Source organism: Kordia sp. (assembly GCF_050633145.1).
Taxonomy (GTDB): domain Bacteria; phylum Bacteroidota; class Bacteroidia; order Flavobacteriales; family Flavobacteriaceae; genus Kordia.
On the sequence record NZ_JBOEFY010000002.1, the window covers coordinates 236,360 to 247,620 of the forward strand.

Annotated in this window: 9 protein-coding genes; 6 read left to right on the plus strand and 3 right to left on the minus strand. The window is 32.4% G+C overall.

Going from position 1 to position 11,261, the window contains the following annotated elements; translation table 11 throughout:
- Position 1: 1 nt before the first annotated feature.
- Positions 2-1,633: a hypothetical protein gene (locus ACRBBL_RS01505; RefSeq protein ID WP_431367260.1), complete on the plus strand. Its 1,632-nt coding sequence runs from the start codon at positions 2-4 to the stop codon at positions 1,631-1,633.
- A 156-nt stretch (positions 1,634-1,789) separates the two neighbouring features.
- Here the strand turns inward: ACRBBL_RS01505 and ACRBBL_RS01510 are convergent, their stop codons facing one another.
- Complete coding sequence (locus ACRBBL_RS01510) at positions 1,790-1,960, minus strand: hypothetical protein (protein WP_431367261.1); 171 nt, start codon at positions 1,958-1,960, stop codon at positions 1,790-1,792.
- 215 nt (positions 1,961-2,175) lie between these two features.
- Here ACRBBL_RS01510 and ACRBBL_RS01515 point away from each other — a divergent pair, with 215 nt between their 5' ends.
- Positions 2,176-3,897, plus strand: coding sequence for a tetratricopeptide repeat protein (locus ACRBBL_RS01515; protein WP_431367262.1), 1,722 nt, complete (start codon positions 2,176-2,178; stop codon positions 3,895-3,897).
- A gap of 79 nt (positions 3,898-3,976) precedes the next feature.
- Entirely contained in the window at positions 3,977-4,174 is a 198-nt protein-coding gene (locus ACRBBL_RS01520; RefSeq protein WP_431367263.1) for a hypothetical protein, read from the plus strand.
- A gap of 16 nt (positions 4,175-4,190) precedes the next feature.
- On the opposite strand, the gene ACRBBL_RS01525 is transcribed toward ACRBBL_RS01520, so the two are convergent.
- Positions 4,191-6,122 (minus strand): tetratricopeptide repeat-containing sensor histidine kinase, encoded by a 1,932-nt coding sequence (locus tag ACRBBL_RS01525; protein ID WP_431367264.1) that lies wholly within the window; start codon positions 6,120-6,122, stop codon positions 4,191-4,193.
- Between the two features lie 16 nt (positions 6,123-6,138).
- Positions 6,139-6,876: a LytR/AlgR family response regulator transcription factor gene (locus tag ACRBBL_RS01530; RefSeq protein ID WP_431367265.1), complete on the minus strand. Its 738-nt coding sequence runs from the start codon at positions 6,874-6,876 to the stop codon at positions 6,139-6,141.
- 333 nt (positions 6,877-7,209) lie between these two features.
- On the opposite strand from ACRBBL_RS01530, the gene ACRBBL_RS01535 reads away from it, so the two are divergent.
- From ACRBBL_RS01535 to ACRBBL_RS01545, 3 genes are read left to right on the plus strand one after another with little or no spacing between them, the layout of a single operon-like run.
- Positions 7,210-8,679 carry an SUMF1/EgtB/PvdO family nonheme iron enzyme gene (locus ACRBBL_RS01535; protein ID WP_431367266.1) on the plus strand — a complete coding sequence of 490 codons (1,470 nt, stop codon included), beginning with the start codon at positions 7,210-7,212 and terminating at the stop codon, positions 8,677-8,679.
- 11 nt (positions 8,680-8,690) lie between these two features.
- The gene (locus ACRBBL_RS01540) at positions 8,691-10,016 is read left to right on the plus strand and encodes a hypothetical protein (RefSeq protein ID WP_431367267.1); all 1,326 of its coding nucleotides are present in this window, start codon (positions 8,691-8,693) and stop codon (positions 10,014-10,016) included.
- Between the two features lie 4 nt (positions 10,017-10,020).
- Positions 10,021-10,845 (plus strand): T9SS type A sorting domain-containing protein, encoded by an 825-nt coding sequence (locus ACRBBL_RS01545; RefSeq protein ID WP_431367268.1) that lies wholly within the window; start codon positions 10,021-10,023, stop codon positions 10,843-10,845.
- The last annotated feature ends 416 nt before the right edge of the window (positions 10,846-11,261 follow it).

Below are 11,261 nucleotides of genomic sequence, written 5' to 3' on the forward strand. Positions count from 1 at the left end.
TATGCTAAAAAGATTTTGGAACCGTGGAACTAAACAAAAAATCATTCTTATCATCATAGGATTGATCCTTTTTTGTGTACTTTTTATTTTAAGAGATGATTACCAACCGTTTTTACTCTTCTTACGAAAGTACTTATTTATACTACTCTTATTCAGTGTAATTTTATATTTTGGAATTAGAGCTGTTCGAAAAACAGTAAGTACACCCAAAAAACTATTGAAAGGGTTTTTGACATTAGCCTCTGTCGTATTAATTTATGTGATGTTATGGCCTGTAGGAATGTATGAATACATGCAAACCTATAATGTATACAAAAACATGAATTTACAAGAAATTTCGGAGCTTCCTTTAAGTAGAAATGAACGTATTCAGCCATACAACAATATCAAAACAATGGCGTATGAATCTATTACAGAAACGCAAGAAGTTTCGCCACCGCAATTGGTTCGTGTAGACGATCGCAATCAATGGACAATGGCGGTTCAACCTTCTCAAGAGTACTTTATTCAACGTACAAAAGATGATATTGAAGAGTTGTTTTCAGTATCGAGTACCTCACCTTCTCCTCGCTTCTCAAACGACAATCGTATCAAAGCAACGTTTTCCATTGGTGAGTCGTTAGCGTTTAGTAGAAACACCTATAATGCCGTTGTGCAACGTTTCAATCCTTGGCAATTACTTAATTATGAGCCGCATGAAGCGTATTATATGAAAAACGATAAAGGAAATTGGGTTCAAGTGGTAAGCTTGATAAAATGGAAAGGATTCTTTTTTCCATATCCAACGTTTGGTGGTGTGATGGTTTTAGAAACTGGAGAACACGATTTTAACGATTACTTAGAACGTTTGTTAATTGGAAAAGGAACTTTTATTGCTGCGGAAGATGTACAAAAGTATCCGTATTTAACACGCCAAAACACCTTGTCTGAAAAAGTATCACGCATCCAAGCAAAATCGATGATGTTTTTAGGTGGTTTTACAGATCCACTTCCGTGGAATAAGAAAACGGCGGTTAAAATCCCAGATTTGGTAGAAGATCAAAATCAGCAACCTTTTGTAACCGATTTTAAATTTACGGGTACTACAAATAATGCCTATGACGGATTGTATCATTGGTTTGGTTTAGAGCCTATCGGTAACGACAGAACTGGTTTATCTATGAGTGTTTTTATTCCTGCGGACGGAAGCAATAATGTGTATTATTATAACCATTCTAGCAAAAAAGAAGGATTGGCAGGAGTTTCTGCAATGCCTGCTAAAGTGATGGAATCGAAAAAAGAATACGATTGGACTGTAAATAAACCAGTTGAATTTAGACCATTTATTAGAGATATTGGCGGAAAAAGACGTTTATTTATGCTGAGTACTATTGCTGCAAAACGCGAAAACAGTACGCAATTTGATGGCGGTTCTACTCCAGATTTAGCTTTGGTTGATGTTTCATATAAAGATGTTGTTTGGATTGACGCAAAGCATCCTTCTAAATGGAACGAACAAATTTTAAATCAATTGGGAGAAACCTGGAAAATCGGTGAAAATTTGTCTGATAAGGATGTATATCCAAATAGAACTGAAGTGAAACCTGAAGTTATAAAGGATTCTGTTACGGTTGTAAAAGATTCTTTGAATTAGATCGGCTTTGCCTCATAGACGCGCTTTGCTTTTAGACACGCTTTCTCTTTAGATCGCTTCGCTCTTAGATTGTTAGACACATTCAATTCTACACAAACATATGCTAAAGAAGCGGCTTTTGCCGCTTCTTTCTGTTTAAACAATACTATAAACCATCTATCTACACGCTTGACAAGCTGATACTGGGCAAGTACGCTGATATGTTAATGGAATTCCTATTGGAATACAACCTCTAGTTCCTTGGTCTTGCGCTCCTCCGCTAATAACATTCATGTTAGAAATTGTTCTCTTTGTAAAGTTCAGATTTTTTAGATTCTGTTTTTTCATTTTTAATAAGGTTTTGGTTAACAATGCAGCTAAATAACATGGTAATTTTGAGAGAAAAAAAAGGACTTCTTGCCAATTTATGAAACGTCTTGATAATTTATAAAATGTCAAACTTCTTTGGTGTAATATGACTTTTAAAGATTATTTTACTTGATCTGAAGTTTTGGTAAGCAGTTCAATATCTTTATTTTGCAAAGAAAATCTTGCCATACCAAATGAAAAAAAGGAACCTTTCACTCATTTATAAATTCGTATTCTTTATATGTACGTGTATTTCTTTAGAAACATTCGCTCAAACAGAAACCAAACAACTTGACCTTGATACACTTTCATTCAAACAGTTAGATTCTTTGTTTATAAATTCTCAAAATGATGATTTTAAAACTTTAGAAGTCTATGCGCATAGAATGCTTGCTATAGCTAGATTCAATAATAATTTAGAACAGAGGAATAATGCGTTTTACAATCTGGCATTAGCCTATAAAAGACAAGGAAAGAAAACCAAATTAACACAAGCTATTGATAGCCTTCACTATTATGCCACACAAGCCAATAACAGCTATATGCTTGCAAATTGTTTTAATTTAAAAGGAACTATTGCTTATGAAGAAGGCAATTTAGAAACCGCTTTTTCCAATTATAAAGAAGTAATTACAGCAAATGCAACTTCAGACGATCAATATATGACTTTGGTTGCGTTGAATAATATTGCTTTAATTAAGAAGGAATTGCAAACACCAAAAGAAGCTTTAAAAGATGTACATGCAGCCTTAAAAGGTTTTATAAAAGATACGCAAGCCGCCTATAGTGAAGTTAGCGCAATGCATCTTATTGGAGAATTGTATTTAGATATGTATCGATTGGAAGCAAATTCGAAATATTTAGATTCTACTCAATTTTATGTTGATTCAGGATTAAAAAAGAGTCAACAATATGAAGACACTTTTGGTTATTTTTTATTTTTAAGCACACAAGGACAATGGTATCAAGAAACAAAACAACATGATAAAGCCTTGGACGTTTTTCAAAAAGCATTGACCTATTTTGAAAACAATAATGATCCCAAATGGAGAATGTTTTTGTATTTGTATTTGGGTCGATTGCATGATGAGTTACAAGAGCATCAAGCAGCAATTAATATCCTTGAAAAAGCTAGCGCGCTTTTGTCTACAAAAGATTTTCATTTTAATGATACCTCAGAGATTTATTTATTGTTGACTAAGAATTATTTTTATGTAGACAATCATGCAAAAGCAGATATCTATTTAGAGAAGTATAAAAAGTTAAGTCGTAAAGTTCAACAAGACAATCGGAAGTTATTTGCAAAATTGCAGAACGAATATGATGTATCAATTTTAGAAAAAAAGATTTCTCAGATAGAAACAAAAGCTTCGTACACTCAGAAAATCATTCTTTTTACTACAATAGGTAGTATTATCGGAATCGGATTGATTGCTTTATTTTATTTTAGAAAGAATCGTTACAATAGTAAAAAACTGGCGGATATTCTTAAAAAACTTGAAACAACAACGCAAGATAAATCTGTTATAACATCAAATCATATACAAAAAATTGAAGATACGGAAGTACAACGTATTTTGGCTTCGCTAACACAATTAGAAGAAGATGAATATTATTTATCCATTAACTGCACGTTAAACTCTGTCGCTAAAGAAATTGATACCAACACTTCGTATCTTTCAAAAATTGTGAATGAATATAAAGGTAAATCGTTTGTAAATTACTTGAATGAGTATCGAATTAACAAAGTATTAGTCAAGCTGAAAACGGACAAACAATACCAACAATATACTTTAAAATATATTGCAGAACAGTTTGGTTTTACACGACATGAAACATTTAGTCGTGTTTTTAAAAAGCAAACAGGAATCTCTCCATCCTACTATTTAAAGAAGATAAAGCATGATAATTTATAAATTGTCAAACTAACTTTTATTTTCGTAAGCTACAATCATATACATTTACACACCTATTGAATGCAACCTAATATAGCTTATGAAAAAACTACATTTTACAAAGAAGACAATTTCAAGCATGGAAAATTTAAAGCAACTTTCTGGTGGTGCTGGAGCTGCAAACAATCATACATTCTTTTGCGATACAAGAGAAATATGCACTTATTCTATTGTTCCAAATTGTCCAATAACATCATCGAGAGCTACTGAAGGAAGAAGTAGAGATGGAAGTAATTAATACGTTGTTTTAGAAATTATCGCAACGGAATATGAAGTACTACTTCGGTTCCGCTTGGATTCTCAAATTGATCTTTTAAATCTATGAAGTGAACTGTGAAACTATTTTTAAAATCTTTCACAAAATTTGTCAAACGATTTTTAGTCAACGAAATTCCAATTGATTTTCGTTTTACAATTTTATTGGTTGCAATTTGTTGAGCTGCTTCTCTTCCTATTCCGTTATCAGTAATTGCAATTGTTACAAAATCATTTTTCGTTTTAGTAACTGATAACTTAATATTTTTTTCTCCTTTTTTGGAAGATAATCCATGCCACAATGCATTTTCTAAGAAAGGTTGTAATACGAGCGATGGAATTTTTATTTGATCGAGATCAATTTCTTCATCAACCAATATTTCAAAGTTAATTTCGTTGGAGAAGCGAATATTTTCAATACTCATATACAAATCCATCGTATCCAATTCGTCGCCTAATGATACTACTTTTACACGAGAAGCATCTAATATTTTACGAATCAACTTCGCAAATTTATTGAGGTAATGCACTGCATTTTTCTGCTCGTTACTGATGATGTATTGTTTGATAGAATTCAACGAGTTAAACACAAAATGCGGATTCATCTGACTGCGCAACATATCTTGTTCTAATGTCAAAATTTTCTTTTCGTTGTTTAACAAACGTTGTCTGTATAAAATGTAAATCATGATTGCTAAAAACGCAAAAACAATACTACTCGTAATCCAAATGCTTTTATTTCTTTTTAATGTTTGCTTTACAGTTGCGTTTTCTTTTTCAAGGTTTTCAATTTTCAGATTGTATCTTTCTTGATCATTTTTTGCAATTAAATCATTGACATATTTAAAATTTTTATCGTTACTGATATTTTCATTCAATTCATACGATTGTTTTTGATACACTAAAGCTTTCTCAAATTGCCCTTGATCTTTTGATAATGCAGATAGATGTTTATACGCTTCTGCTTCGGCACTTTTTAGGTTAAATTCTTTGGATAGTGTTAAGCCTTCTTTTAAAAACTTATCTGCAAGTGTATAGTTTTTCAATTCTAAATTAGCCCAACCTAAGTTAAGATACACATCAGAAAGATGGAAGTTGTCGCGCAATCCTTCTCCTATTTTTAAAGCTTTAGTAATAATTTTAACTGCTTTTTGATATTTTTCTTGTAGAATATAGATTCTCCCAATTGTAGAATTACAAATAAGACGTCCCAAATCAGAATCAATTTCATCATTATATCGCAACGACTCTCTGTAATCAATAAGCGCACCTTCTAAATCTCCTGTAGCTTCTTTTGTATATCCTATATTATGGTAATTAATTGCCAATCCTAGTTTATTGCCGACGCTTTCCTCAATTTCCATTGATTTTTTAAAGCGTTGTGCAGCCAAATCATACTGTTCCAATACTAAATAAATGTTTCCCATACTATTTAGTGAAACGGCAATACTTTTCTTTACAACAATTGTTCTATCTTCAATACTTTCTGCAAGTACTAAAGCTTCTTGATGATAATCTAATGCTTTTCGTATATCTTCAATTCTACGATATACAACACCTAGCATATTAAGAGATCTTACATGTAGTTGTTTATTTTCTACTGCTTCTGCTTTACTTAAAGCTTGTTCATGAAACAAAATTGCTTTGTCATATTGTGATGTATTTCGGCAATATTCTCCCATTGCATTTAATACATAACTCTCTCCTTCTAAATATTTTTTCTCTTTATATAAGTCTACTAAATATTGAAGCTGTAAAGAATCTCTTTTATATAATCCTAGTTTTTTATCAATTTCTCCATATCCCGTAACTTTTTGTTCTAAAAGCACATTGGCTACTTCCGCTAAACTGCTATCAACAGTTTGCGAAAAGCTAATGGTAGATAAGAAGAGGGAAAGAATGAGTATTACATTCTTAGGTAAATGGTACATACATTTAAAATTTTCTTTATAATTTTTCTAAGAAAGCGGCTTTACGCTGTCGTGAAATTGGTATTTTATGATTGGAAACCAAAATGACATAACCATCAGATTTTATGAATTCTTTAATTTTGTCTAAATTGACGATATACGAATTGTGAATTCTAAAAAAACGCTCATCTGGCAACATTGCATTTACTTCTTTCAGCTTTTTTGTGAGCACTATTTTTTTTGAATTTGTCAAATATAAAGTACTATAATTACCATCAGACTCTGCAAAAAGCAAATCATCTAAATCGAGAAAAATAAGTTTCCCATCCGTATTAATTGTAATTCGTTTCTTATTGAATCTACTATTATAGTCTGATAAAATACGCTCAAACTTTTCTGTTGAAACATCATTCCTGGAAATGTATTTTTTCACTTTAGAAATGGCAATTTTTAAATCGTCATTATCAATTGGCTTCAACAAATAATCGATGGCTTCTTCTTTTAATGCTTTAATTGCATATTCATTATAAGCTGTTGTGATAATTACAGCAAAATCTTTCGTTTTGAGTCTATTAAGAAACTGAAAACCATCCATTGTTGGCATTTCAATATCTAAAAAAAGGCAATCACAAGGTGTTCTTTCTATATATTTTAAAGCTTCTTCTGGATCGGTAAACTTAGCAAGTATTTCAATCTCGTCACCAAAATTGTCTAACTCCCATGAGAGGCTTTCAAGGGCTTTAGGTTCATCATCTATTAAAACTGCTTTTAGCATAAGTATTGGTTTTATAGTTTAAAGGTACACTTTTCGGGTTAAATTCTGACGCTGTTAGTATCATTGGTTCAAAAACATGTATATGCGGTTTAGTTTCTTAAATAGATAACAAACAAGGGGATTTTCACCTTTTTTTGCTAAAAACAAACTATACAACATTTGACTCCATTTATACAAAAACTGTACTTCTGAGCTGCTTCATCTTATATATTTGAACCATTATCAAGCCCACCCCAAATTTTGATAGCTATGTAATTTATAAAATTATGCACGTTATGCGCATAAAAAAACTAGAAAACAATTTATCTAATACTAACAATCAAAATCAAAGTAATGAAAAAAATTACACTATTCTTAATGTTAATTTGTTTTGCTTTTAGCACAAAAGCAAACAACATCCAAGTGAACAATATTTCACTTGAAAACTTAAATGAAGTTTCTAACTGGGTTCATGTAGAATTTGACCTATTTTGGGAAAACTCATGGAGAATCAGCTCAGGACCATCTAATTATGATGCTGCTTGGGTATTTATCAAGTACAGAGTAAACAACGGAACTTGGACTCACGGAATTATCAGTCAGGCTAACTCAACTTCACCAGCTGGTTCTACATTAGATGTTACCTCTGATGGTATTGGAGCTTTTATCTATAGAGATTCTGACGGAAGTGGAAACAATAACTTTCAAAACATTCAAATTCGTTGGAATTTTGGTTCTACCGATACAAATGATATTATAGACATTCAGGTATTTGCTATTGAAATGGTATATGTTCCTGAAGGATCTTTTTATGTAGGAGGAACAACAGGAGACGAAGCAAACAAATTTCACTCAGGTGGTTTTTCAACTTCTTCTTCGTTCAGAATTACTTCTGAAGCAGCATTAACAATTGCAAACACATCTGGAAACTTATACTATACAGCTACAAATTCTAATGGTGGAGATCAAACTGGTGTTTTATCAGCTTCATACCCTAAAGGATTTAATGATTTTTATGCCATGAAGTATGAAGTCACCGAAGGACAATGGCTAGCTTTCTTTAATAGTTTAACAGAAAATCAAAAAACAAACAGAGACGTTACTGATGCAACTCACAAAAATAGTGATGCTGTCATAAGTAGAAATACAGTTTCATGGACAGGGGGAACAGCAAGTGCTACAACATCTGCACCAGATAGAGCTATCGCTTATTTAGATATTGCAGATATGAATTCATACATGGACTGGACAGGTTTACGACCTTTATCTGAGTTAGAATATGAAAAAGCATGTAGAGGACCTATTTTACCTAAACCAGGAGAATTTGCTTGGGGAAGTGCTAATATAGCTTCTAATGATTATACTATTGTAAACTCAGGATTCTCTAGTGAACGTATTACAAATCCAGAAACAAATACTGGGAATGCAATGTATTCGTTAACAAATGGATCTATTGATGGTCCGTTAAGAAATGGAATATTTGCTTCTAGTGCTGTAAATAACAATAGAGAAGAAACCGGAGGTAGCTACTATGGTATCATGGAACTTTCAGGAAACTTATATGAAAGATGTGTAACTGTAGGAACTTCTCAAGGAAGAAACTTTACTGGACTTCATGGTAACGGAATTATTAGCTCTACAACTGGAAACGGTACGGTATCTAACTGGCCAAACAATACAACAGGTGATGGATACAGTTTCCGTGGAGGAAGTTGGTTAAATGGTGCTGACTTTATTAGAGTATCTGATAGATTTGATGGAGCTTCTATAATTGCTAGCGGAAACAATCGTTTAGGATTTAGAGCTGCTAGAACTGCACCTTAATATATAGAAAGATGAAAAAAAGATTTTTAATCTTATCTTTTATACTATTCCAAGTCACCCACGTATTTGCACAATACGAAGGAGGCAATGGCGATGGTAACGACGTAGAAGTTGAACTAAGCACTACACTTACAAATCTTTCATTATCAATCATATATGAAGGCAGTAATGGTGATGGATTTTCAAGTAGAACTCTACAAGCAACTACTCTAGAAAATATTTCACTAGCTGTTTTATATGAAGGAAGCAATGGGGATGGATTTTCAAGTAGAACTTTAGAAGCGACTACTCTAGAAAACATTTCACTAACTGTTTTATATGAAGGAAGTAATGGCGATGGATTCTCAAATAGAACGCTAACAGCCACAACGCTTGAAAACATTTCACTTACAGTATTGTATGAAGGAAGTAATGGTGATGGATTCTCAAGTAGAACTTTACAAGCTACTACTTTAGATAATATCTCACTGACCGTTTTATATGAAGGTAGTAATGGTGACGGATTTGATGTAGAACAATTTAATGGGTTCTTGGATCCAAATCAGGTTGTTGACTTAAGGATTCAAGCTAGCGTATTCTTACAAGGTCCACGTTTTAATGAAGTAGATGACGGATTAATGAATGATGATTTACGTACTGGGAATTTAATTCCTAAAATTAGTCCTTATGATGCAGGAGATATAATATCGAACTCTAATGTATTCAATAATGGTGGTATTTCAGGTACTGGATTAGCCAGTGAGAATGTTGTTGACTGGGTATGGATTGAAATAAGAAGCGGTTCAGACAATACATTAGTTGTAGATGGAACTTCAGCCCTAGTAAAACGTAATGGAGAAGTGGTTGATTTAGATGGAACATCTGATGTTATATTACGAGGATTAACTGGCACATATTATGTAGCTGTAAAACATCGTAATCACTTAGGTGTTATAACACAAACGACAAGAGCATTATCTGTAGTTTCTACAAGTGTAGATTTTACTAGTAGTGGTACTACTACTTTTGGAAATAATGCAAGAGTTCAGTTAACTAATGGAGATATGGCATTATGGGCAGGAAATGTAAATGCTGATACTGTTGTGCAGTACTCAGGTACAACTCCTGATACTCCAAGCATATTGTCTGAAGTATTAAACAATCCAGGAAACTTTTTAAATTTCCCTACTTATGTAGTAAATGGATATAATATACATGATATAAACATGGATGGAAATACACAATATACTGGAACAACGCCTGACACACCAATACTTTTACAAAATGTGTTAGCACATCCAGGGAATTTCCTAAACTTTAGTACATATCAAATTCAAGAACAATTACCAGAAAATTAATTTTATGAAAAATACAATAAGAATACTTATAACGAGCATTATTTGTCTTTTAGCTTTCCAGCTAAATGCACAAGATGGCTACACATATACATTGATGCACAATGGAGGATATAGCTTTTCAGTACAAGCTGTGCCGAATGCAAGTGCTAACAACTTTGCTACTTCTGTACAGAGTTACGGATTCACAATTATAGTACCAGATGGTGTAACTATTGATACAGGAACAGCAACTTCGTTAGGAAGCGCTGCTGGTGCTACTTTCTTTGATGGAACTAATGTAGCACAACCTACAATTGATGGATACTTAGTTACAGAAACTTTAGGAAGTCCTGCAACATTATCTGCACCTTCTGCTGCAACAAACTCTACTATGTATACATTTACTGTAAACGGAAGCCCTACAACAGGAACTATGTATATCTTAGAAAATAATTCAGCATTAGCAACTACAGTAACGCCTTTAAAATCTTTTATGCAAGCTGATATGATTGATAATGGAATGGCAGAGTTTGTAAATGTAGTAGATCCGAACGCTGCAGCTGTATCGGGAATGAGTACATTTGATTTCAACACATTATCTGTTGAAGAAGAAAATGAACTATCTGGTTTATCATTATATCCAAACCCAGCAAGTGACATCGTAAAAATATCAATTCCTAATGGAATACAAGATATCAAAATTGAAGTGTTTGATAATGCAGGAAAGCAAATCGCTATGCAATTATCACCTGACAACACTATAGATGTAAGCAATATTGCTTCAGGATTATACCTAATCAATATAACATCTAATGATATCAAGACTACTAAAAAGCTTATTGTAGAATAATAAGCTTCTATTTTTTGTTTCACAAACCTCTTGAGTTAAATCTTAAGAGGTTTTTTTAATAGCATTTTTTTACTGTTCTGCTTTCTTTAGTGAATAACAAAATAAAGTGTTTAAATTGAATTAAATATGTTTTAATTCATGTGCCTTACACAAGCATAATTAATAGCTTTAAATAATACAGTAACTTTAATTAACGAAGGTTTCATATTAAATACTTCTTAAGTTAGGTAAATATATTTTGGCAGTCCCTATATCTTTCTTTATAAACGCATTTTGCACATTACATATCAATTCATAAAGGGTAAGCTCGTTTCCATGTTTAATTAGGTTTTATACATCTTAAAACATGCTTCATACAAAGTTAGGATTACATCTAAAACTTTCATTCTTAATTTTAATATCAGAAGCTACATAAT